Raw genomic sequence first — 23,790 nt, 5'->3', positions numbered from 1 at the left:
CCTGTTAATAATGGAGACTGGGATTCAAAAGTTTCAAAAACGAATGTGATTTAAGAAAATGATGGCGTCATATACGATATGAACCGCCTGATTTCAATAATAGAGATTCCTATCTTCTTACATTGGTACTTTTTCATTCCGCATTATTCCATTATTATGTAGTGCTAATCCGTCTACTTTTTCCGACCCGATTATAACATCTCGAAAAATCCTGCCGAAACCTTTCACAAAGGAAAAAACCCGGACAATATCTAAAAGATTGTCCGGGTTGAAACGGTTCTCTTTTCACTTTTTCACACATTGACATAGTTTCGCCACTGATGAACCGGCTGCCACTTCAGAAGCTTTTTCGCCTTCTCGTTATTGAGTAACGCCTCAAAGCCTGTAAGCTCTTTTCTGAAGTCTGATACATTGGGAAAGCAGGTTTCCATCAGTTCTTTACTTTTGATGTCCATGCTCGTATCATCCGCTCCGATATTCAAAGCCACCGATCCCAGACCGTCCGCTTCAACAGCCAGGCGATAGGCCGTTGCCGCATCCCGGGTATCGATATAGCTCCACAAGATCGGCTTACGCATTTCAGGCTCATGAATAAACCCTGGGAAATTGGCATACATCTCAGGCGATATGACATTCCCCAACCTGAAGGATACGACCTGCATGCCGGTTCTGCGATTGATCATATCCGCCGTTTTTTCATTGACGATTTTGGAGAAGCCGTAGCTGTCTTCCGGCAACTGCGGGTGTTCCTCGTCCATCGGTACATACTGGGGTTCTAACGGCTGCTTCGAAAAGCAGATCCCATAAGAGGATTCACTGGATGAAATCACGGCTTTTTTAATACCGAGATTTCCCGCTGCTTCTAATATGTTGTATGTGGACATGACATTATTTTGAAAAGTGACTTCGTTCGGGTGGGAGTAAGCCACCGGAATGGCCGCAATATGTACCACTGCGTCTGCTCCTGCCAACACCCCGTGCACCTGTCCGAGATCCGTCAGATCCGTAATCACCGTTTTGCAAAGCGCTTCCTTCGGGTGCTTGACGTCAACATTCACAACGTCATATCCGTGGTCGAGAAACTCCTGAACCACGGCCGGACCTAACAGTCCACTTCCGCCTGTAACCACTACTTTTTTCATTTTGAACCCTCCATTTTTTTCACAACATTTTATTGGATGATATTGGTTCCTAAGGTCAGTCTAAAAACATTGATCTTCATTTATCAAACGGTCTAAGCATAGGTGAATTCATTAATAATTACAAGGAATGACGGTTTTTATTTCAAGTCACTCAGCATTATATCCCAGATGTGTCATGCTCCTCCTGTAAATTGGAAAATGAGTATTTAAATCATCCTTTTTCAATGATCTGAAAATCCATTTCAACTTGATTCTTGAACTTATCCAATACTAGTTTTGAATATTCATTTCCATAAAATCCTTCTAATCCATTTAAATGTTTTGTAATCTTAGGTCTTAACTCAATCATAATTGAATTAAAATCTTGTATTATTAAATAATTATAATCCAAGGTATGATTTTTAATTTCTTTCGAAAACTTATTTGTTAAATCCCCCTGACTTTCATGCCCCGTTAATGGATCAACTATTTTTGGTAAATAAACAATATTCCAAGGTGCGGTAAAAGCAAAAGGATTCTTAGTTTTCCCGAATATATGTGATACTTGATAATTCCTGATTGATTTATACTTTCCTGAACTCTTTTCAGTTCTTCTGACTCCTGTACAACTTTCTAACAGTGCTTTTGGTTTGCTATTATTAGTACCATCTTTCCTAAAGCTGTTGTGACCAAATATTACCTTATACAGATCCATATATAGATCTGTTCCTTTTGCATCCCTTCCATATCCTCTTACATAAGTATCCTCTGAACCGTTATATATTTTGTATTTTAAATTTTCCCACTCAATTTTTATAAATTCTGACTCAATCACTATGGATTCCTCTATACCAAATTTAATAAACTGCTCCTCGCTGATGTTGAATCATCTCATAAAAATTTCATAAGAATCAATCAAATGAATCCTCCTTGTGTATACCTGATCTTGTCCGAGTCCAAATTCATCACCTTGAAAATACACTTGGTTTTGTTAATAACCATAATATTTGTTTATCTGAGCTGCATACAAAATCAGTCCTGATGATTCTGGTCGTTTTTGTCAGAGTGTTCCGCCGGTTTTCTTTTACCCATGGATTTACGTATTGCTTTCGGGGCCTTCGTATTGGAGGCGATTTTATTGATGAAACCAACGATGATCCCAATCCCCGCGAGCGTATAGATGATGGTGAACATCTTCCCGAAATCCGTCTGCGGCGTAAAGTCCCCGTAACCCACCGTCGTCAGTGTCACCACACTGAAGTAAAGAGCATCAATGATTCGGAGTCCCTCCACCTGACTGTAAAAAATCGTGCCGGACAGAAACGTGATAAACGTGAAAAAGAACAGCACCTGAAATTCCTTATCCTTTGATGCACTGATCATGGCTTGCACCATTCGTTTCAAGGTCAGCAAAAAGGAAATCATATTATCCCTCTTTCCCTGTTTGATTGTCCGGCCGGTTTTGGCTGGTTATTTGTGGTACGGTTCGCCCTTTTGGATCTTAAACGCCCGGTAAACCTGCTCAAGTAATATCAGCTTCATCATCTGATGGGGAAAGGTCATTTTCGAGAACGACAACAGCTGATCGGCCCGGTCATATACCGCCTGACTCAGTCCGTTGGAGCCACCGATGATAAACGTAAGCTGACTTTTCCCATACGTCGCCAGCTGATCGAGCTCTTTAGCCAGTTTCTCTGACGACCACATGTCCCCTTCAATCGCCAGGGCAATCACATGATAGTGATCCTTCACCTTCCCGAGAATCTTCTCACCCTCTCGGTTCTTTACCTGTTCGATTTCCTTGTCGCTCAATTGATCGGATGCCTGCTCATCTGGCAATTCATCGAATTTAAGTTTGCAAAAAGGCTTCAAGCGTTTTGTAAACTCTTCAATCCCCAGTTTTAAGTACTTATCTTTAATTTTTCCAACCGTAATGATTTGAATATGCACAGTTATCCCCACTTTCCATTCAATTATTCAGTTTATCCACAGAAGTTATCCACATATACACAAGCAATGGCCGTTTTAATGCGTTAGCTACCGCATTCGACATGTTCTGCACTGTGGATATTCACATATGTAAAAATAAGAGCATACTTTCTCCTGTGAACAATCATGTGGATAAGACGATGTTACCCACAGGTTGTCCACAATTTATTCACTGCTCTGTTTCGGTCGTTCCACCTTATAAACGGCCTGCTTCAAACAGATAAAACAGCGGATTTCACCATGTGCTCCCGGTACAATGTTTTGAAAATCAGGCGGTAAACAGCCGTCCTCAAGGGTTTCTTCCAAAGCTTCTTCAATATGTTCCTCGCAACAATATGTAATCATACTGCGTATACCTCCTCTATAGCCATCCGGACCGTTCCGGTCTTTTCCCATCATAACATAATCACTTATCCACAATCGCTGAAAACCGCATAAAACAGGCAGTGAACCTGACTGTCCACTGCCTGTTGCCTGTTGCCCCATTTCACATGTCGTTAAAATACCTGTCCTTCCAAAATCAACTCAGTTGTCTGTTCTTCACCATCACGGAAATACGTGATGCTCATCGTATCACCGATTTCTACCTCGGTGTATAGATAGCGGCGAAGATCATTGGCATCCTTTATCTCCTCATCATCCAGCATTTTGATCACATCTCGTTCGCGTAAACCCGCTTCGTCTGCAGGGCTTCCAGGTTCCACGTTTTCGATATAAACACCGCCTGCGAAGTCTTCAGGAAGTCCTAATGTGTCCTGCCAGTAGGAGCTCGGAATTTCCTGTAATGAGCGGAGTACGATACCCATTTGCGGGCGCTGCACTTCACCATGCTCTTCGAGATCCTCTATCACCGGCAAAACTACTGAAGTCGGAATCGCAAAGCCAATGCCTTCCACAGCATTTTGTGCGATCTTCATGGAATTGATTCCGATGACTTCGCCCTGGATGTTCAAAAGCGCCCCCCCGCTGTTTCCTGGGTTAATTGCCGCGTCCGTTTGAAGGACTTCTGCGTTCCAGTCGGTCTGCCCGTTTCCTGTCAGATCCACCGGCAAACTGCGGTCAACCGCACTGATGATACCAAGTGTGACTGTTCCTTCAAAAGATAACGGATTCCCAATGGCAATGGCCGGTTCACCTGCCTGAAGTTGATCTGAATCACCAAAGTTGGCCACCGTATCCACTTTGTCAGCACCAATTGTCAAGACGGCCAAGTCGGTCAAGATATCTTCGCCTACGAGCTCCGCCTCCACACGTGCGCCGTCGGATAAGGTCACATCAATATCACTTTGACCTGCAGATGCTCCTTCAATGACATGCTGATTGGTGACAATATATGCGAATTCATCGGTGACTTTATAAACGACTCCTGAACCGGTACCTTCACCGCCGGGGCTCATAAAGCCGGTATTTTCCTGCATGTTCACGACACCTACAACTGCATCGGATACCTGATTCACTGCCTCGATGACTTCGGATGTCGTCTCAAGCTGGATTGACGAGGTCTCTTCAATATCTTCAGGCGACAGACCCTCCCCATCATCACTTTCTTGCAGGATTTCTTCATCTGCTCCCGTCAAGCCGAATGGGAGCCAGCCATTGTCCGCTATATAAGGCAGACTGAAAAGAATCACTACTGCTCCGAGGACAGCCCCGAGAAACCCTGAAATCGCTGTTTTGCTTCCTTTGGACCTGCCTCTCGACTGTCTCGTTTCAGGGCGTGTCACATGATTATCATAATAGCCCATTCGTAACGCCTCCTTTATCTTTCCACAGGGACTAAAAAATCCTCCATACAGCTATTTTACTGTGGGAGGATCGTCATCGTCTATTAAAGAACGTCAGCATCAACAATTTTACTTCTTACTTCACTATTTTCCCATAATCCGCCTTGTTAAACCATTTTCAAAGGTGTCGGCTGATAAGGGTCCGTATCGAAAAGGCGGATCGTATCTCCCACTGGGCGGTCATATTGCTGCAATGTCTGTTCTACCGTCATACGGGCCAGATCCTTCATATTATTATCAAGACTTAAGTGGGCAAGGTAAACATCCGTCTTCACGTCCCGAATAATATCATTCAACGCCACTCCCGCATCCACATTGGATACATGTCCCTCATCTCCGAGAATCCGGCGTTTCACACTCCAGGGATACCGACCGATCCGTAGCATTTCCGTATCGTGATTCGCTTCAAAAATCAGCGTGTGAGACGAGCGGGCCATCCCTGCCATGCGGTCACTGACGTAACCTGTATCAGTCAAAATGGTCAACTTCCGACCATTTTGCATAAAAGAGAAGAACATCGGGTCTGCTGCATCATGACTCACGCCAAAAGATTCTACATCCAGATCACCGAAAGTGACAAGATTGTCTTTCTTAAAATGAAACTTCTGAGCCGGTGCTATTTTTCCTAACATGCCATCCATCGCACGCCAGGTTTTTTCATTGGCATAGATCGGCAGTTCATAACGCCTTGCAAGGATACCGGCACCCTTTATATGATCACTATGTTCATGACTGATGAGCATCGCATCCACATCACTCAGACTTCGACCGATACGGGTCATCGCTGCTTCGATTTTCTTGCCACTCAGTCCAGCGTCTATCAAAAGACGCTGTCCCTTGGTTTCGACATAGATTGCGTTTCCTGTGCTGCCACTTGCCAGTACACTGAATTGTAGACTCATTTGTCCCATCACTCCAACGGTTGAATCTTTTGTATCTCACCTTTTTGTGCATCCACATAAAAATATTGATCATCTGCAAGGATACGCCATACAGGCACATACACTTGAAAGTCTGCTTCTTCCACCTGAAGAGAGCTGTAATAACCCAGTTCCGCTTCCTCTATCACTGTATTGACACGGATCTGATGCTCATTCATCAGCCGCTCAATCACCTTCATCGGCGTTAACAATTCCTGCATACGTCCTTGATCACTCACATTTAACGCTGACTGTTCATAAGCTTCCACAGCAAAATCATCATTCACATGCAAAATCAGATGATAGTTGGTCTCTTCGTACTGGTCGATTTTCCTTCCTTCGTGCGTCTGAAGGAGCCCTATCTTCTGATCTTCTTCATAATAGGTCGCAATGGCATAACGATCTCCCTGAAATACATATTGCTGCAAAAAAGCATTCACACTCGCCGTTAAATTTGCATCAACGAGTTTATAAGGTGAATCCAGCTCAGAATAGAGCGTTAAGTCATCCACCAATTCAGCATTCTGCCGGATCAGTTCACCTGAATTCATGGCGCCCACCATAATACGCGGCGTTACCGTAATTGGACTCGCTTCCACTGCTGCTTCGGGCTCATCCAACTGTACCTCAATCCGATTCGATTCGAGACGTTCCGGCAGTGTTTCTTCACTAAGAATACCCATATGACTTCCAGTCACTTTGGAGTAAAGCTGCGTGCCGAGAAAAATATTCAGCATGAGAAAAGTAATGATGAAGATGGTTTTCGTTTTACTCCAATCCAATGGTCGTTCCTCCATTCGGGTTCGGCGTCAGGTTCTCGAGTTCGATCCACCGGCTACCGACATTGGCATACCAGACCGGTTCGAAAACTGCAAATGAGCGGTGTCGTGTCATATGGTAACCGACCCGGACATCGGTAACATCTCTCAAATCGTATGGTTCATAATCTTCAATTTGATCAAACAGCTGGTCTGCTCCCTGCAATTGGGCTGCCGTATCCATCTCAAACGGTTCTTCAGTCAATTGAAACAATGGCCGCTTGTACTTTGTGATTTGTGTTCCGGATCGGCGGACACTGATACTGAAATGATCGTCTGTCGGCACATTGCCTGAGAGAACCGGGAGGTGGTTCATATGCATGCGGAAAACCGATTCCTGGTATTCATCACCTTCATTTGTATGATCCCAGAAATAATCACCCGTCCAGCCAGCATGACCATTTACATATTGCAACGCATCTTCAAGCACCGGTGATTGGGATTCTGTTCGTCGTTCAAAACTCTCCGGCTGTATAAATTCCAGCACCATGCCTTCATCAAGGATATTCATCATCCGGTTACCGTCCGTATACGATTGGTAGTCGTCTCCCTGATAGTAGTTCTTCACGAACTCAGGGTCTGAAAAAAGCACCTGCCGAAATGATTGCGTGGAAAGATCGATCGTTTCATAGGTGAATCGCTGCATGCCAAACCGTTCAACAGGCAGGTAACGCACCACTTGAAATGCACGATGATCCTGATTCCCGAACACATACCGCTCTGCTTCAATCCGCTGATCTTCGTTCCCTTCAGTCAACAACTCTTCCAACAGACCGATACTCATATCAATATCCGATTCATACACCGCTTCAGCTTCCATATCAATGAATTGAGCCACAACATCTTGACCAATTGCCGAGGGATTATCCACAATTCTCAGCCGGTCGAGGTTTTCAAATGGCAGGTTCTCATCTTCAAAATCGAGGATGTCGTAAACAATCTCCATCGGCAGTGCCTCATTAAAGACAAATTCCAAGCCGGTGAAACGGTGATCCATATGCGGCGCAAAACTTTCTGAACGTTCTGTTAGGTAGTTGAATTCTGTATCCAGCACCTCCTGGAGTATATCTTCATAAAAGGCATCACCCGGGATAAGGTATTCCACTTCATCTCTGTCGTGGGCAATAATCTCTCTTGGGAAAATCACTTCATAGAGACTTTTAGACTCACCAATATCATCAATTTCAATATAGGATGTGCCAGGATCGTCCAACGTTTCGTACTCCGGCTGATAGGTCCAAAGAAACCAGGTTAACACGATACTGGTCAAAATCATCGTAAACAACAGGGTTGTTTTCATCCATTCAATCATGTGTATTCACCACCTCACCGTTCACTGGCAGGCTGAACCAGAAGGTGGTTCCTTTCCCCCAGTCACTCGACACCCAAATACTGCCGCCGTGTATTTCCACAATTTCTTTGGCAATCGCCAGGCCGAGGCCTGTGCCGCCCAAACTTCTTGAACGGGCTTTATCCACCCGATAAAAGCGGTCGAAAACATGCGGAAGATTTTCTTTCGGAATACCAACACCTTCATCTTTCACACTGATGATCACCCGCTGTTTTTCTTTCTTCAGGGCGACTGTAATCACGCCTCCCTCGGGAGAGTATTTCACAGCATTGGAAATCATATTATCCATCAGTTGAACCAGTTTATCCCGATCCCCTGTAATCGAGATGATCTCGTCCGGCAGCTTACGTTTAAATTGAATATTTTCCTGTTTGTTCGACATTTCAAACCGGTCGATGACATGATGCATCAGATTGATCAGATTCACTTCTGACATCACAATGTGATCATCCCGGGCGTCCATTTTCGACAATTGCAATAAATCATTGACCAGGCGGATCATCCGGTCCGTTTCGTTCGATGTCACCTGCAGAAACTGAGGCGCTATATCCGGATCGTTTAACGCGCCGTCAAGCAGGGCTTCGAGATAACTCTTCATGGACGTTAATGGCGTCCTCAGTTCATGTGATACGTTTGCAACAAATTCCCTGCGCTCTCCCTCAATCCGTTCCTGTTCGGTGACATCATGGAGAACGGCAATCAAACCGTTTTTCTTCCCGTTTTCCTTCTCAATGACCGAGAAATTTGCTTCAAGAATCAACTCTTCTTCCTGATGTTCAAAATCAAGCAGGATCGGATCAATCATCTGGTACAAGTCTGACAGTTTCATGAAATGTGAGAGATTAAGCATCCCGACAAGATCATAACCAATGGTATCTTCTTGTGAATACCCTAACAGTTCTTCCGCCCGACGGTTCATGAGAATGATCTGTCCTTCGCGATCCGTTGCGATAACACCATCCGTCATATGTGTCAGTACAGAACTGAGTTTACGCCGCTCCCCTTCCGTTGTTGCGTGCGCATCCTCTAATTTATTGGTTAATTCGTTAAATGTGGCAGACAACTGACCAATTTCATCGTCACCATAGACTTCAACATTCTGGGAAAAATCACCTTTACCGAGGAAATCTGCCTGTCTTCTCATTTCGACAATCGGGCGCGTAATCGTTCTTGACAGGAAAACCCCCAGTGCTGCAGTTAACACCAGTGAGATCATCGTACCTGTGAGGAGAATTTGATTTGTCTGCGCCATTTGCTCATAAATTTCTTCCATGGATGCCTCAATATAAATAGCACCTACAACCTGGTTCTCTTCTGTTTCAACAGGAACAGCAAGTACCCTGGTCCTGTCACCGGTTGTTTCATTTCGAAGCACGGCTTCTTCCGTAGAGCCGCCAAGTGCTCTGATGATCCGGAAATTCGTACTTCGCTGGCCGATGTATATGTCCTCATCCGGATTTGTGACCGTAATGACATTACTGAATTGATCAACCACTCTGGCCTGGGCGTTTTCCATATTGAAGAGTTCACCAAGTACACTATCGGTTCGGACACGAAGTGACCGGTCCGCCTCTTCTTCATCCCGGTCGATTTCCTGCTGCACATTATATGCCAGAAGATTCGCCCGCTCATCTAAGGTTTCATAGAAGTTCTCTACCAGTTGATCTTCCAACTGCTGGGTAAAATAAACACCGATGACCTGCATGGCTATCAATATCAGCAATACATAAATCGTCACTATTTTAACGTGAATCGACTTAAAAAAACGCATTGAAGCCATAGGTCAGTTCTCCAGATCAGGGGTTTTGAAATAGTAGCCGACCCCTCTTCGGGTAACAATCCATATCGGACTTGACGGATTGTCTTCCACCTTCTCCCTCAGACGACGAACAGTCACATCCACGGTTCTTACATCACCGAAGTAGTCGTAGCCCCAGACAGCCTGAAGCAAATGTTCACGTGTCATCACCTGACCAATGTGTCTCGCAAGATAGTGGATCAATTCAAATTCCCGATGGGTCAACTCAATCGGGTCTCCCCGCTTCGTGACAAGATACGCGTCCGGTTGGATTGACAACGCCCCAACATCGATATTTTTTGTGCCGCTGGCATTGGCTGCGTCTTCTGCGGGTCGCTGATTTCTCCGAAGATTCGCCTTGACCCGTGCAATCAATTCACGCGTACTGAACGGCTTCGTCACATAATCATCCGCCCCGAGTTCCAGTCCCAACACTTTGTCGATTTCCGAATCTTTTGCTGTGAGCATGATGATCGGCATATCGTGTTCTTTACGTACTTCACGGCAGACTTCCATACCGTCGAGGTACGGCAGCATAATATCCAACAGAATCAGTGTCGGCACATATTTTTTAGCCTTTTCAACGGCTTCATTTCCGTCATAAGCCACAATCACTTCAAAGCCCTCTTTTTCCAGACCGAATTTTATGATATCTGCAATCGGTTTTTCATCATCTACAACCAGTATCAATTGTTTATCCATGTTACGCCACTCCCTTACATAGACTTATTCTTAGTATATTCTATCACACTCAGAGATGCTCCGAAGTGTATATCCTTCTCATAGCATGTCATGTTTCGAAAAAACTGCGTATTAACAGCGGTTTTGCCTTGAAACACCTCGATCCGCTTATTCTTCAGACGCGTTCAATGCTAATGAATCAAACAGAAAACCCTCCCTGCACGCAGGAAGGGTCGCATCTGAGATGGTTATGGAATCGAACTTATCGGATGTTGGATCAATGAAATCCCCTGCTCATCATGAAGCTGATCGGATCATTTCTTCATCACGCGATGTTTCGTTGTTTCGTGAATTATTTCCCCGGAAATAATTTCATTTCCCCGGCATCTCATTTGCTACCGAGCCGATCGTTTCCTGGTCGATCGCAAGCTGGTAACTTTTCACTTTGATCTCAAGCGTTTCTTTAAGAGCAGCCAGGACCTCTTCGTCCGAATCCCTCACATCAAATACAAGCTCAGGAATGAACTCGAGCATATCCTTCAGACGATGATCAAACACTTTTTCTCCGTCTGCTTGCTTATTTTCAATATAGTTGATGACGGTGTCTCGATTTTGAACCGTTCCCAACCGCTCACCTTCAAAGTAAACATGATAGATCTCTTCGATGTCATGTGCATCACTATGATTGTCCCCTTTGAGAAAAACAAACGGGATGATCAACAACAAAAGAACACTCGCCAGTAAAGTGGTGATTATTTTACGTCTCTTTCGTATCTGTTCCATAGAAAAGGTCTCTCCCCTTATCATCTATCGATGTGAGATTTGATCGATTACTCTACCCACTCTAAGTTTATCATACAGGTTATATAATTAATCAGACCTTCAGAAAACGTAACGTAAATGTAGTATAGCACCCTTTTCTACAACAATGATTCTATTGATCCTTACTATGACAAGGTTTGTCACAAAAAGTCAGATTACATTATTATTTCATTTAGTGGCTTCTGCATCCTTTTGCCTCTCGATGACTGAAGATCAATCGTGTTGGGCCACTTTCTGAGCGCCTAAAGAAAGCCTGTTTTCCAGCCAACGAAATGGCAAGAGATTCAGTTAGACTTATCCTTTAGCGAACGTAAACATTCCGGGTAAGCAAAAAAACATCCACACAATTGTGGATGATCATGGTGCTGGCCAGAGGACTTGAACCCCCAACCTACTGATTACAAGTCAGTTGCTCTACCAATTGAGCTAGGCCAGCACAAATGGTGGCTCAGGACGGAATCGAACCGCCGACACACGGATTTTCAGTCCGTTGCTCTACCGACTGAGCTACTGAGCCTGAATCTATAATGGCGGTCCCGACCGGGATCGAACCGGCGATCTCCTGCGTGACAGGCAGGCATGTTAACCGCTACACCACGGGACCAGTTAATTAAATCAGTTTATTCTAAACAAAAAAAAATAATTGGTTGCGGGGGGCGGATTTGAACCACCGACCTTTGGGTTATGAGCCCAACGAGCTACCAGACTGCTCCACCCCGCGGCAATATAAATGAATCTTGTGTATCTCGGGCAACAGAATTAATACTACATGATCGTCGAAATAAAGTCAAGATTATTTTAAAATGGTGACCCGTACGGGATTCGAACCCGTGTTACCGCCGTGAAAGGGCGGTGTCTTAACCACTTGACCAACGGGCCTTGTGACAATCAAAAATGGTGAGCCATGAAGGATTCGAACCTTCGACCCTCTGATTAAAAGTCAGATGCTCTACCAACTGAGCTAATGGCTCTTAGTTAAACACATAATAATTTTGCGACAAGATTGATAATAGCATGGAGCTGTTCAAAAGGCAATAGCTTTGAGAAAAAAACTTATTTCTTACTGTTAGTATACATCGTTTAAAAGTCATCTGACAATGCTTTTCATAATACACAGAGCATTTAGATTACTCAATTGATTCTGTAAACCGTGTCTTTTGCTTCAGTGGAGAATTTTTCGGTTTACACGACGAATCAGACCGTTATAACATTCCCGCTGCATCTTTTCCTGGAGCACAACACAAAACGGCGCCCGATGGTTTGAGCATCAGACGCCGGCTGTTACGCGATTCCCTGAATTATGAACCGAATACGCCACGAATTTGATTTGTCTGATTCCGGTCCGGTCCAACCGAAAAAATGGACAGTGGAATGCCGGTCAACTGTGAAATACGCTCCACATAGTAAATGGCATTACGGGGCAGATCATGCAGAGAGGTCACACCGGTAATGTCTTCATCCCATCCTGGCATTTCTTCATAGACAGGCTCACATTCAGCGAGCTTTTTCAGACTTGCCGGAAATTCCTCGATGATTTCCCCTTTGTATTTATAGGCCGTACAGATTTTTAATGTTTTTATGCCGGTCAGTACGTCAATGCTGTTGAGTGAAAGGTCCGTGATGCCGCTGACACGTCTCGCATGACGCACAACAACACTGTCAAACCAGCCGACACGGCGAGCCCGTCCGGTCGTGGTCCCGTACTCATTGCCCACCTCACGGATATGATCACCAATGTCATCTGTTAACTCTGTCGGAAAAGGGCCGTCGCCTACACGGGTCGTATACGCTTTGGACACGCCGACCACATGATTAATCCTGGATGGTCCAACACCGGAACCGATCGTTACACCGCCGGCCACAGGGTTGGAAGACGTCACAAATGGATAGGTGCCCTGATCAAGGTCAAGCATGACCCCCTGAGCTCCTTCAAAAAGTACACGCTTGCCATCATCAAGATGATCATTCAACACGACAGACGTGTCGCGCACATACTTCGCAAATTCCTGGCCATATGCATAATATTCCTCAAGCATTTCTTCAAGGTCAAAGCCCTCTGTATCGTAAAGCTTTTCAAGAATACGGTTCTTTTCTTTTAAATTGACTTCCAGCTTTTCACGGAAAACTTCTTTGTCCATTAAATCGCAAATTCGAATCCCGATTCTGGCCGCTTTGTCCATGTAAGCAGGCCCGATTCCTTTTCTTGTTGTTCCAATTTTATTCGTGCCTTTACTATCTTCTTCCATCGCATCCAGCTTTAAGTGATACGGTAAAATAACGTGTGCACGATTGGATATCATCAGATTGTCTGTATTGACTTCGCGATCATGTAAATATTTAAGCTCCGTGACGAGGGCTTTAGGGTCAATCACCATGCCATTGCCAATCACGCAAAGCTTATCTGAATAAAATATCCCGGAAGGAATCAGATGAAGCTTATACGTCGTATCATTGAATACAATCGTATGTCCTGCATTGTTTCCACCTTGATAGCGGGCAATAACTTCCGCCCGTTCGGACAGATAATCGGTGATTTTTCCTTTTCCTTCGTCTCCCCATTGGGTTCCTACAACTACAACTGATGGCATTCGTGCCACACCTCCGCTGGATGATTTATCTGTTACCAGACCAAAGTCAGTTTATCAGTATTCTGCATGATCGTCAATCATTTCCCGAACATTAAATAACATCACCCTTTTAAGTGTTCGTATTTAGTCATTAAGCCCCCGGTGGCATATCCCGCTCATCGTAGCGCCTTTCGAGATTGACAAACTTGTTGAAGTGTTTAACAAAAGCCAATTCCACTGTTCCGACAGGACCATTTCGCTGTTTGGCAATGATGATTTCGATGGTATCCTTATTTTCGCTCTCCTGGTCGTAATAATCGTCACGATATAAAAAGGCAACGATATCCGCATCCTGCTCAATACTTCCGGATTCCCGGATATCGGACATCATCGGCCGTTTATCCTGACGCGATTCGACACCACGGGAAAGTTGAGACAATGCAATAACGGGAACATCAAGCTCTCTGGCAAGCCCTTTCAGTTCACGGGAAATCTCCGAGACTTCCTGTTGCCGCCCTTCACTGCTTCTCGCATCACCGGAAATCAGCTGAAGATAATCAATCATGATCATGCCAAGACCCCGCTCCTGTTTGAGCTTTCGGCATTTGGAACGGATTTCTTTGACTTTGATCCCCGGTGAATCATCAATAAAGATCCCTGCTTTTGACAAGCTTCCCATGGCCATCGTCAGCTTCTGCCAATCTTCATCTTCGAGTTTGCCTGTTCTTAGCCGCTGTGCATCGATGTTACCTTCCGCACACAGCATACGCATAACGAGCTGGTCTGCGCCCATCTCCAGACTGAAGATTGCCACATTCTCGTCCGTCTTTGTCGCTACGTTTTGAGAAATATTCAACGCGAAAGCGGTCTTCCCAACAGACGGCCGGGCTGCCACAATGATCAGGTCACTTCGTTGAAATCCGGCTGTCACGCGGTCGAGCTCTGTAAACCCTGTGGGGATTCCAGTGACGTCACCCGTCTGATGCTGAAGGGTTTCAATCTTATCGAAAGCTTCAACCAGGACGTCTTTAATCTCCACGAATTCGCCGGCATTCTTCTTTTGAGCCACTTCGAGAATTCGTCGTTCTGCATCACTGAGCAGTATATCCACTTCTTCACTGGCTTCAAAGCCTTCGGTGGCAATACTCGTCGCCGTCCGGATCAGGCGTCTTAACAATGACTTCTCTTCGACAATCCGCACATAATAACGGATATTGGCTGCCGTGGGTACAGCATTGGCCAAATCTGTCAGGTAAGCTACACCGCCTGCTTCTTCCAGCCATTCACGGCGATGCATATCATCAGTAACCGTAATGATATCAATCGGTTCACCGCGGTCATTCAGTTCCATCATGACCGTGAAAATCCGCTGGTGAACACCCCGGTAAAAATCTTCGGGCACAATGCTGTCTACCGCAGCAATCATTGCATCTCGATCAATGAAAATGGCCCCCAGAACAGCCTGTTCCGCTTCGATACTGTGAGGTGGCGTTCGTTCGCTGTATGTATCCATTCCTGTATGCCTCCATTTCAACTGCCTCTAAGGTTAAGATGAACCTGCGTGAAGTGTATAGAAAAACTTGGCTTATCGCCAAGTCAAGACGAAAGCCTTAGGTGCACTTATTCTTCGACCCTTTAACAAACTTAAATATTCCCAGGAAGTGTAAAACAAACCATCTGAACACAATCGGGTGCTCAGATGGCTTTTCATCATACCTCTTTCACATGAACCTTCACTGTCGCCGTTACTTCCGGGTGCACTTTGACTACCACATTCGTGTACCCGAGGGCACGGATCGGTTCATTCATGTCGATTTTACGCTTATCGATTTTATAGTTTTTCTTATTCAATTCTTCAGCGATCTGTTTGTTCGTTACTGCTCCGAATAATCGGCCTTTCTCCCCCGCTTTCGCAGACAGCTCTACGGTCATGTTTTCGAGTTCTTCTTTCATCTTGTTCGCTGCTTCAAGTTCTTTCTCTGCCTGACGATTTTCACTTTCTTTTTTCTTCTCGAGCGACTTCATGTTTCCCTTACTCGCTTCGACAGCCAGGTTATTTTTAAACAGGTAATTTCTTGCGTACCCTTCAGGTACATCTTTGACTTCCCCTTTTTGCCCTTTTCCTTTTACATCTTTCAGTAAGATCACTTTCATGATTCATCGCCTCCGTCATTAAAGTACTCATCGATCTTCTTTTTTAACATGCCTTCCACTTCTTCAAGCGAATCGGACTCGATCTGGGTTGCTGCATTGGTTAAATGACCGCCGCCATCGAGTTTTTCCATCATCACCTGAACGTTGACATCCCCCAGCGATCTGGCACTGATGCTCACTCTGCCGTCTTTCAGTTTTGAAATGACAAAAGACGCCACAACATCATTCATGGTTAACAGCGTATCAGCAGCCTGGGCAATGATCACCTGATTATAGGTAGCATCAGGCGCTCCTTTGGCAATGGCCATGCCGTGGCTGTAAATATAAGCGTTCTCCACGAGTTTTGCACGCTTCACATATTCAGCAAGATCTTCCTTCAGCAGCTTCTGAACCAGCACCGTGTCTGCACCCCTGCTTCTCAGGTAGGACGCAGCATCGAACGTTCTCGCTCCCGTGCGGATCGCAAAACTCTTTGTGTCGACGATAATCCCGGCCAGGAGAGCCGTAGATTCCAGAACACCCAGTTTCGGGTTTTTCGTCTGATACTCCAAAAGCTCTGTGACAAGCTCTGCTGCAGAAGATGCATAAGGTTCCATATAAACGAGCACAGCGTCATTAATGAATTCTTCACCCCGCCGATGGTGGTCAATCACAATCGTCCGCTCGACTTCCTCGATCAGTCTCGGTTCGACAACAAGAGAAGGTTTGTGGGTATCCACCACAACTAAGAGCGTATCTTCTGTCACATGTTCTCTTGCTTCAGATGGTTTAATAAAGCGTGGCCATAACTGCTCATTGCCATCCATCTCTCCAAGAAGTTTTCGGATGTTATGGTTCATATCATCCGGATCAATGACAATAAAGGCTTCTTTCCCATTCGTTTCCACGATTTTTGCCATCCCAATCGCTGAACCAATCGAGTCCATGTCGGGATTTTTATGTCCCATGATATATACCTGGTCACTTTCCTTAATAAAATCCCTTATGGCATGCGAAATCACCCTGGCACGGACACGTGTCCGTTTCTCCACGGCATTCGTCTTGCCGCCGTAAAACCGGACTTTCCCTTGTCTTTCTTTAATGGCAACCTGATCTCCCCCACGACCGAGTGCAAGATCCAGACTCGACTGTGCCAGAGCGCCCATTTCACGAAGGCTGTCTTCGCCACTGCCGATGCCAATGCTTAGCGTCAACGCAACTTTTTCCTCATGGGTACGCTCGCGTACTTCATCAAGCAACACAAACTTACTCTCCTCCAGGCTTTCCAGTGTTTCTTCTGTCATGATCGCGATAAAGCGGTCTGAAGATGTCCTGCGGATGAGAATATCATTTGCCTTCGCCCATTTATTGATGCTGTCTGTGACGTGTGACAATAGTTTACTGCGAACCTGATCCTCAAGCCCCCGTGTCACTTCATCCAGATTATCAAGAAAAATCAATCCGATGACCGTCTTATCCATTTCGTACAAAAACTTATATTCGAGCTCCTCGGTTGCATCAAAGAAATACAATAGACGTTCGTTGGGTAAATGTATAATTCGGAAGTCTTTCCCTTGCAGGTCTGAATAGATTTCAGACTCTTGTTCTTTCACCTCTTTAAACACTTCGGAAGACAACTCTTTCAAAGCGGTTCCGGTCAATTGCTCTTTGAGCAGTTCATTCATAAACGGATTGGCCCACTGAATCTGATATTCTTCATTATAGAGAATAATTCCGAGGGGGAGGCGGGTAAATGCCTGCTCTCCTGCTTTATTGACCCGATAGGACAATGTGGAAATATAATCAGATAAATCATGCTCAAATTCATTACGTGCGCGAATCGTCAAAGCAATGATGACAGCTACAGCAATAAATGCTATCAAACCCAGCTGCCATTGATAAAACGTCAGGATCGCTGACAAAATCGAAGTCATCGTTACCAGTGTCACTACGTGGTAACCGTGCCACCGTTTCATTAAAAAATTCGGCATGTGTCACATCTCCTAATCGCTTCCTTGCATTCGCTCTCGCAAGTTAAATCCTAAATCAATTATACCTAATATTCGAATCAGTTGCAGGAAAATCGGCAAAAGGACTGCAAGAATAACAATGATGACAGGCCAGGTGATCGATCGTCCTTTATAATTGAAATAAAAGAAAATAAACGCAAGCCCTTGAATCGTCATGATGATATGCAGTAACGGCAGTAAATTTTCCACTGCGATAAAAACAGCACTGCCCGATTCAAATGTTACAAAACTCAACATTAAAATGACGAGATAATACCAAATAAACTCCTTAGGAAACCCCCAGGTTCGAAAAGGGGGGAATCTGACAATCTCATGACCGCCCTTTCGGAGGATATGTCCTGATGTCAACTGTACCAGAAACGAATAGCTCACGCTGATCATTACCAAAATAAACGGTGCGATCACACTGATGTAATCGATAGACGATTTCATTTCCTCAACGAGCATCCCATTTTGTGGATCCATAACATCAATCATGTTTTCAGAGGTTTCCACGGATTCATACATTGCAGTTTGAAAAGATTGAACCGGATCGATGTTCAAAAAGATGTTCGTTCCTGCATAAAGTAATACGACACCCGCCGTAATACTGAGTCCAACACCGGCAAGCACTGAGAACGCTGAACGTTTCTGTTTGAAGAAATGACCCATCAAGACACCTGGCAATGCAAAGAGAATTGTGAAAATCAACGAAAATGGCCCGAAGATAAATGATAACAATAAAGAAGAGATCAGCGCTGTAATCGTCCCCTGCCGCCAATCATGCCGGTATGTCAGCCAAGCGAGTGGTACAGGAACAAACACCGCAAGTATAATTCCGATAAAGGGGAAGAACAGAACACTGCTCAATAAAACCAAATAAGTCAGTAATGCTTTTATTGTATCTTTCCAAATGGGCGTCATCATGTTTTCCTCATCTCATTGTATGCTTGAACTGCACGCTTCTATCGTAGTAAAAAACCCTCCAGGCATCAAGCCGGAGGGTTAATTGCATTATTCAGTCACAAACGGCAGTAATGCCACTGTTCGTGAACGTTTAATTGCACGAGTCAGCTGACGCTGATATTTTGCTGACGTTCCCGTCACTCGACGAGGAAGAATTTTCCCTCGCTCGGAGATGAATTTCTTCAGCAAATCTGTATCTTTATAGTCAATTTTTGTAATTTTATTTACTGTGAAGTAACAAACCTTACGGCGTTTTGGTCGACCACGACGTGCCATGTTAAATCCTCCTTTAAATTGATGTGTTCAACAACTTTCAGTATCTGAAAGGCGTTGGATCAGAATGGCAAATCATCATCATTGATGTCGATCGGTTTCCCGTCACCGGAAAACGGATCATTATCCTGTTGAGGCTGCTTGTTCTGATTTTGAGAATATCCTTGATTCTGGTTTTGAGGTGGAGCGGATTGTTGTCCGTAACCTTGATTACCCTGGTTCTGAGGTGCTGTACGCTGCTGTTGCTGTCCTTGACCACCGCCGGAAGAGGCGCCTTTTGGTTCTAGGAACTGAACACTATCACCAACGACTTCGGTTACGTAAACACGTCGTCCTTCATTATTTTCATAATTTCTCGTCTGCATCCGTCCATCAACACCGGCGAGGCTTCCTTTGTTCAGGAAATTCGCCACGTTTTCCGCTTGCTTTCGCCAAACAACAATGTTGATGAAATCAGCTTCTCTCTCACCTTGCTGGTTTGAGAATGGCCGATTCACGGCGAGTGTGAATGTGGCAACAGCGATCCCGTTCGCCGTATAGCGAAGTTCAGGATCTTTCGTTAAGCGTCCCACAAGGACAACACGGTTAATCATTCCGATTCCTCCTGACCATGATTCAGGTTTCCCTGTTTATATCGTAAATGAGTGAATCAGTCGTCTTCTCGAACGATGATTGAGCGAATCATGTTATCGTTGATCGAGCTTAATCGTGTAAACTCATCCAACGCATCTTTGTTCGCTTTTAGCTGAAGAAGTACATAGAAACCATCTGTGAAATCATCGATTTCATAAGCAAGACGTTTCTTACCCATCTCCTTCGTTTCAGTTACTTCTGCGCCGTTTGTCGTCAAGATCGTGTTGAATCGCTCGACTGTGTCTTTGACAGCCTGCTCTTCAATATCTGGACGGACAATGTACATAATTTCGTAGTTGCGCATGTTCTGTCACCTCCTTTTGGACTTGGCCCTGACCGCATGGGGAAAGAGCAAGGAGCAAATCGTCTACCCAATTGCTCGCAAGACATAAGTATATCAGACAGAAGCATTTGATACAATAGGAAATCACAAGATTTATGAGCGAATGACGAAAGAAAAATCCGAGCTTCCCATCATCTTCTGAAAGTTATTTTCAAGCTCCCGGCAAAGGGTTTAAACAGATGCAAAACCTCCCGTCATATAAGGACGGGAGGCCGCTTTTACACGTTAAAGCGGAAGTGGACTACGTCGCCATCTTTCATGACATACTCTTTCCCTTCCAATCGTACTTTCCCTGCTTCTTTTGCCGCATTCATAGATCCGTTATCGGTCAAATCCTTATAAGATACGATCTCTGCACGGATAAAGCCGCGTTCGAAATCCGTATGAATAACACCTGCAGCTTGCGGGGCACGCGTCCCTTGACGAATGGTCCACGCGCGGACTTCCTGTTTACCTGCTGTAAAGAACGTCTCAAGGCCGAGAAGGTTATAGGCGGCTTTAATGAGCTGGTCCAGACCGGATTCCTCGATACCGAGATCATCGAGAAATTCCTGTTTTTCGGCCCCCTCGAGTTCGGCAATTTCTTCCTCAATTTTTGCGGAAATGACAATGACTTCAGAATTTTCTTCTTTTGCAAACTCCCTTACTTGTTGAACATAGTCATTTGCATCAACATCCGTAATTTCGTCTTCGCCGACATTTGCAACATACAATACAGGCTTTTGTGTGAGCAGATGCATGCCGTCTACAAGCTTTTCCTGTTCATTTGTAAATTCGACACTGCGTGCAGGCATTTCATTTTCAAAAGCTTCTCTCAGTTTCGTGAGTATCTCATACTCGAACAAGGCATCTTTATCTTTTTGCCGGGCCATTTTTTCAACTTTTCCAATTCGTTTTTCAACGGATTCCATGTCAGCGAGAATCAATTCAAGATTAATGACCTGAATGTCCCGTATGGGGTTCACACTGCCGGAGACGTGGGTCACATTATCATCAGAAAAACATCGTACGACATGCGATATCGCATCTACTTGTCTGATGTGAGATAAAAATTGATTTCCGAGACCTTCCCCTTTACTGGCACCTTCCACAATGCCCGCTATATCTGTAAATTCAAACGCTGTCGGAACTGTTTTGTCCGGTACCACCATTTTTGTTAAGGTATCCAGACGTGGATCCGGCACTTCCACAATACCCACATTCGGATCAATGGTGCAGAACGGATAATTCGCAGATTCCGCCCCTGCTTGTGTTATTGCATTAAATAGAGTTGATTTCCCGACATTCGGCAAACCAACAATTCCTGTAGTTAAAGCCATGCGTATACGACTCCCTTTTATTCAGACTCTTTCGTTATCTATTGCTTTGAATCAACTTAACCATTATAGCCGTCAATTCTCTGATTTGACAACCTTATTTCAAGACTATGCACCTTTTCGAATCAATCGTTTTATTTTTTTCTCAAATTCTTTTCGGGGAATCAATACACTATGTTTACATCCGTTGCACTTTACGCGAATATCCATCCCCATGCGGATGATGGTCCATTCATTTGTGCCACAAGGATGAGCCTTTTTCATTTCAACAACGTCGTGCAGTTCAAACGGTTCTTTTGCCATGTTTATTCCCCTTTCATTGTTATATCAACATATGAGTGCCCAACACAAAAATGATCGCAATGACTAATGCAGGCAGCAAATTGGCTACCCTTATTTTTTCGATTCCCAACAGGTTCAACCCGATTGCCATGATCATGACCCCACCAACCGCCGTGATCTCGGCAATCATTAAATCCAAGAGCTGTTCAGGAATCATCCGGATAATCCACGTGGCCAATAAGGCGATGCTTCCTTGATACAATACGACAGGAATAGCCGAGAACATAACACCTATGCCCATGGCTGCAGCAAACACGATGGATGAGAACCCGTCCAGCATCGATTTCGTCAGCAGAACGGAATGATCCTGCCGAAAACCACTGTCTAATGCGCCGATAATCGCCATCGCGCCAACGACAAACAATAAAGTTGCAGCAACAAACCCTTCTGCAAATCTGCCGTCACCACCATATTTCTTCATGCGTCGTTCCATAACCTGTCCGAGTTGATTCAATTTCCCCTCAAGTTGAAATCTTTCACCGAGTATTGCTCCAACTGCAAGACTTAAGATCACAATTAAAAACGTCTGTCCTTCCAAAGCCATTGTGAAACCAAGTACGATGACGGCCAGACCGATTGCTTTCATAACTGTTTCCTGCATAGAAGTTGAAAATCCTTTGATTTTAACTCCGATCCAGGCACCCACTACAATCGCCAGACCGTTTACAAGTGTCCCGAATAATACCATCTGCGTCCCCTATTCCATCATGTGTTCTGAGATTTCTTTCAACGCTGTAATCAATAGATCGATCTCATTCATTGTATTATACAATCCGAAGCTGAATCTCAACAGTCCGTTTTCTGTCGTGCCGAGATAGTCATGTACCAGAGGAGAACAGTGAAGCCCTGCCCTGCATGCAATGTCGTAGTGTTCATCAAGAATCATGGCAATTTCATGGCTGTTCAAAGGATCTGTTTTCACAGATACGACACCGAGTCGGGTTCCCGCCTGCAGCGGATGAATGACCTCCAAGGCAGAGATCTCTTTTAATTCTGAAACAAGATACTTAGCCAATCCTTCTTCATGACTCGAAATCCTTTCATAACCCTGTTCATTGACGGCTTCCACACCTTTTAGCAGCCCGGCAATACCTGGTGTGTTAAGTGTCCCACTCTCATAACCATAAGGCCATTCCTCCGGTTGTTCAATTGCCTCAGAGTTGGTTCCCGTACCACCAGTTACGATTGGGGTGAGTGACACTTGTTCACTCACCAGCAGCGCCCCAGTCCCCTGTGGGCCAAGTAATCCTTTGTGCCCTGCACATGCCAGAAGATCTATATGATCCTCTTTCATGGAGATGGGCAACACGCCGGCTGTTTGTGCTGCATCCACTGCAAACCACGCCGGGTGATCTTTCAGCAATTGCCCAATCTCCCTGATCGGAATGATATCGCCAGTTACATTTGAGCCGTGCGTGACAATGACCAAGCGTGTATCAGTTCTAAGGTGATTCTTCACTTCTTGCACCCAGCCATCATGCGTATCAGGTGCAATGACAGAAACCTCGATATTCTTTTCTTTTTTCAAGCGTTGCACTGGTCTGCTGACAGAATTGTGTTCATATACGGTCATAATGATATGATCCCCCGGAGCAAATGGAACGCCTTGTATGATTTGATTCAATGCATAAGTCGCATTGTTTGTGAACAGTACTTTTTCTTTTTTGGGCGCATCAAACATGGTTTGAAGCGCCTTTCGCGCCTCATCAATAACTTCTCCTGCCTGCCTCGACAGTTTATGTCCCCCCCTGCCTGGGTTAGCACCAAAATCATTAATAGCCTTTGCCACTGCTGCACTGACTGCCTCCGGTTTAGGAAAACTAGAGGCAGCATGATCAAAGTAAATCATTTTTTCACCTCCCGATCGATATGAGCACTTATTTCGTGTTAAAAAGCGTAAGTATGCTTACAACTTACGCTTCCA

At 44.8% G+C, this 23,790-nt stretch carries 24 protein-coding genes and 6 tRNA genes; all 30 read right to left on the bottom strand.

Translation table 11 applies throughout. The features are described 5' to 3' along the window. Positions 1-293: 293 nt before the first annotated feature. Complete coding sequence (locus tag BBEV_RS00220; RefSeq protein ID WP_069363617.1) at positions 294-1,142, bottom strand: NAD-dependent epimerase/dehydratase family protein; 849 nt, start codon at positions 1,140-1,142, stop codon at positions 294-296. Between the two features lie 211 nt (positions 1,143-1,353). Next, entirely contained in the window at positions 1,354-1,956 is a 603-nt protein-coding gene (locus BBEV_RS00215; protein ID WP_084007134.1) for a hypothetical protein, read from the bottom strand. A 197-nt stretch (positions 1,957-2,153) separates the two neighbouring features. Beyond that, a complete protein-coding gene (locus tag BBEV_RS00210; protein ID WP_069363615.1) occupies positions 2,154-2,546 on the bottom strand; it encodes a potassium channel family protein in 393 nt (130 codons plus the stop codon). Between the two features lie 45 nt (positions 2,547-2,591). Continuing rightward, a complete protein-coding gene (gene rlmH, locus BBEV_RS00205; RefSeq protein ID WP_069363614.1) occupies positions 2,592-3,071 on the bottom strand; it encodes a 23S rRNA (pseudouridine(1915)-N(3))-methyltransferase RlmH in 480 nt (159 codons plus the stop codon). 204 nt (positions 3,072-3,275) lie between these two features. Beyond that, the gene (locus tag BBEV_RS17000) at positions 3,276-3,596 is read right to left on the bottom strand and encodes a CxxH/CxxC protein (RefSeq protein ID WP_084007133.1); all 321 of its coding nucleotides are present in this window, start codon (positions 3,594-3,596) and stop codon (positions 3,276-3,278) included. Positions 3,597-3,607: 11 nt separating this feature from the next. Continuing rightward, positions 3,608-4,855, bottom strand: a complete 1,248-nt coding sequence (locus tag BBEV_RS00195) for a S1C family serine protease (protein WP_069363612.1) — start codon at positions 4,853-4,855, stop codon at positions 3,608-3,610. A gap of 146 nt (positions 4,856-5,001) precedes the next feature. After that, positions 5,002-5,796: an MBL fold metallo-hydrolase gene (locus BBEV_RS00190; protein WP_069363611.1), complete on the bottom strand. Its 795-nt coding sequence runs from the start codon at positions 5,794-5,796 to the stop codon at positions 5,002-5,004. 8 nt (positions 5,797-5,804) lie between these two features. Beyond that, entirely contained in the window at positions 5,805-6,596 is a 792-nt protein-coding gene (locus BBEV_RS00185) for a two-component system regulatory protein YycI (protein ID WP_069363610.1), read from the bottom strand. After that, positions 6,583-7,944, bottom strand: a complete 1,362-nt coding sequence (locus BBEV_RS00180) for a YycH family regulatory protein (protein WP_069363609.1) — start codon at positions 7,942-7,944, stop codon at positions 6,583-6,585. The genes BBEV_RS00185 and BBEV_RS00180 overlap by 14 nt, the downstream gene beginning before the upstream one ends. Continuing rightward, the gene (gene walK, locus BBEV_RS00175; protein WP_069363608.1) at positions 7,937-9,763 is read right to left on the bottom strand and encodes a cell wall metabolism sensor histidine kinase WalK; all 1,827 of its coding nucleotides are present in this window, start codon (positions 9,761-9,763) and stop codon (positions 7,937-7,939) included. Before walK ends, BBEV_RS00180 begins: the two co-directional genes overlap by 8 nt. Positions 9,764-9,766: 3 nt before the next feature. Beyond that, a complete protein-coding gene (yycF, locus tag BBEV_RS00170; RefSeq protein ID WP_069363607.1) occupies positions 9,767-10,483 on the bottom strand; it encodes a response regulator YycF in 717 nt (238 codons plus the stop codon). 351 nt (positions 10,484-10,834) lie between these two features. After that, the gene (locus BBEV_RS00165; RefSeq protein WP_069363606.1) at positions 10,835-11,245 is read right to left on the bottom strand and encodes a hypothetical protein; all 411 of its coding nucleotides are present in this window, start codon (positions 11,243-11,245) and stop codon (positions 10,835-10,837) included. Between the two features lie 399 nt (positions 11,246-11,644). Continuing rightward, positions 11,645-11,720, bottom strand: a tRNA-Thr gene (locus BBEV_RS00160). 5 nt (positions 11,721-11,725) lie between these two features. Continuing rightward, a tRNA-Phe gene (locus BBEV_RS00155) sits at positions 11,726-11,801 on the bottom strand. Positions 11,802-11,812: 11 nt separating this feature from the next. Further along, positions 11,813-11,888: transfer RNA gene (locus BBEV_RS00150), tRNA-Asp, on the bottom strand. 40 nt (positions 11,889-11,928) lie between these two features. Then, positions 11,929-12,005: transfer RNA gene (locus BBEV_RS00145), tRNA-Met, on the bottom strand. A gap of 83 nt (positions 12,006-12,088) precedes the next feature. Then, positions 12,089-12,163 (bottom strand) — tRNA-Glu (locus BBEV_RS00140). Between the two features lie 16 nt (positions 12,164-12,179). Beyond that, a tRNA-Lys gene (locus BBEV_RS00135) sits at positions 12,180-12,255 on the bottom strand. Between the two features lie 327 nt (positions 12,256-12,582). Beyond that, a complete protein-coding gene (locus BBEV_RS00130; RefSeq protein ID WP_069363605.1) occupies positions 12,583-13,872 on the bottom strand; it encodes an adenylosuccinate synthase in 1,290 nt (429 codons plus the stop codon). A 130-nt stretch (positions 13,873-14,002) separates the two neighbouring features. Continuing rightward, on the bottom strand, positions 14,003-15,364 hold the full coding sequence (gene dnaB / locus BBEV_RS00125; protein ID WP_069363604.1) for a replicative DNA helicase: 1,362 nt from the start codon (positions 15,362-15,364) through the stop codon (positions 14,003-14,005). 197 nt (positions 15,365-15,561) lie between these two features. Then, on the bottom strand, positions 15,562-16,005 hold the full coding sequence (rplI, locus tag BBEV_RS00120; RefSeq protein WP_069363603.1) for a 50S ribosomal protein L9: 444 nt from the start codon (positions 16,003-16,005) through the stop codon (positions 15,562-15,564). After that, positions 16,002-17,975, bottom strand: coding sequence for a DHH family phosphoesterase (locus tag BBEV_RS00115; RefSeq protein ID WP_069363602.1), 1,974 nt, complete (start codon positions 17,973-17,975; stop codon positions 16,002-16,004). The genes rplI and BBEV_RS00115 overlap by 4 nt, the downstream gene beginning before the upstream one ends. A 12-nt stretch (positions 17,976-17,987) precedes the next feature. Beyond that, a complete protein-coding gene (locus BBEV_RS00110) occupies positions 17,988-18,917 on the bottom strand; it encodes a YybS family protein (RefSeq protein ID WP_069363601.1) in 930 nt (309 codons plus the stop codon). Positions 18,918-19,007: 90 nt separating this feature from the next. Beyond that, positions 19,008-19,235: a 30S ribosomal protein S18 gene (gene rpsR, locus BBEV_RS00105; protein ID WP_069363600.1), complete on the bottom strand. Its 228-nt coding sequence runs from the start codon at positions 19,233-19,235 to the stop codon at positions 19,008-19,010. Between the two features lie 59 nt (positions 19,236-19,294). Continuing rightward, positions 19,295-19,825 (bottom strand): single-stranded DNA-binding protein, encoded by a 531-nt coding sequence (gene ssb, locus BBEV_RS00100; RefSeq protein WP_069363599.1) that lies wholly within the window; start codon positions 19,823-19,825, stop codon positions 19,295-19,297. Between the two features lie 56 nt (positions 19,826-19,881). Then, a complete protein-coding gene (gene rpsF / locus BBEV_RS00095) occupies positions 19,882-20,169 on the bottom strand; it encodes a 30S ribosomal protein S6 (protein ID WP_069363598.1) in 288 nt (95 codons plus the stop codon). A 257-nt stretch (positions 20,170-20,426) separates the two neighbouring features. Beyond that, positions 20,427-21,527: a redox-regulated ATPase YchF gene (gene ychF / locus BBEV_RS00090; RefSeq protein WP_069363597.1), complete on the bottom strand. Its 1,101-nt coding sequence runs from the start codon at positions 21,525-21,527 to the stop codon at positions 20,427-20,429. Positions 21,528-21,632: 105 nt separating this feature from the next. Continuing rightward, entirely contained in the window at positions 21,633-21,827 is a 195-nt protein-coding gene (locus BBEV_RS00085) for a DUF951 domain-containing protein (RefSeq protein WP_069363596.1), read from the bottom strand. Between the two features lie 19 nt (positions 21,828-21,846). Next, a complete protein-coding gene (locus BBEV_RS00080; RefSeq protein WP_069363595.1) occupies positions 21,847-22,554 on the bottom strand; it encodes a DUF554 domain-containing protein in 708 nt (235 codons plus the stop codon). Between the two features lie 9 nt (positions 22,555-22,563). Next, positions 22,564-23,715, bottom strand: coding sequence for an aminotransferase class V-fold PLP-dependent enzyme (locus BBEV_RS00075; protein WP_069363594.1), 1,152 nt, complete (start codon positions 23,713-23,715; stop codon positions 22,564-22,566). Between the last annotated feature and the right edge of the window lie 75 nt (positions 23,716-23,790).

It is taken from the genome of Salisediminibacterium beveridgei, from assembly GCF_001721685.1.
GTDB lineage: Bacteria > Bacillota > Bacilli > Bacillales > Salisediminibacteriaceae > Salisediminibacterium > Salisediminibacterium beveridgei.
The sequence above is the reverse complement of the archived record's forward strand: the minus strand, read 5'-3'. Positions and strand labels throughout refer to the sequence as shown.